Origin of the sequence: Escherichia sp. AM3, from assembly GCF_032029835.1 — a bacterium.
Lineage (GTDB): Bacteria > Pseudomonadota > Gammaproteobacteria > Enterobacterales > Enterobacteriaceae > Escherichia > Escherichia coli.
Map to the genome: position 1 here is coordinate 1 of NZ_JAVUPQ010000732.1, position 335 is coordinate 335.

The following is a 335-nucleotide window of genomic DNA, read 5'->3' on the forward strand; positions in this document are numbered from 1 at the left end:
AGCAGAAGGTGTGCCAGTAGCAGGCGGCAAAGCGCAAGTGATCTTCCATGCGCTTACCCAGCACCAGCTCATCCGGGTTGTAGTGACGAAATGCTAAAGGATTGGTCGTTTTCGTGCCTTCGAAACGAACGCGATCGAGTTGGTCGAAATAAGCTTGCATATTGAGCTCCATAATCAGGGTATGCGGCGTGGTCTTGCTTCTGGAGTAATAGTGAATAGACATTGGAGGTTGCTCAATTACGTTATTTCACACTGCTATTGAGATAATGCGCAATTGTGCGCTGGCTCGCAAAATAATGCGCAGACAAACTATTTTTCGGCGCGCATTCCAGAAT

The 335-nt window shown here is 47.8% G+C and carries 1 pseudogene; it reads right to left on the reverse strand.

Annotation, left to right across the window (positions count from 1 at the left end):
• Window positions 1–160, reverse strand: a pseudogene (locus RTW80_RS28105) (xylose isomerase); the annotation flags it as partial.
• Window positions 161–335: the final 175 nt, after the last annotated feature.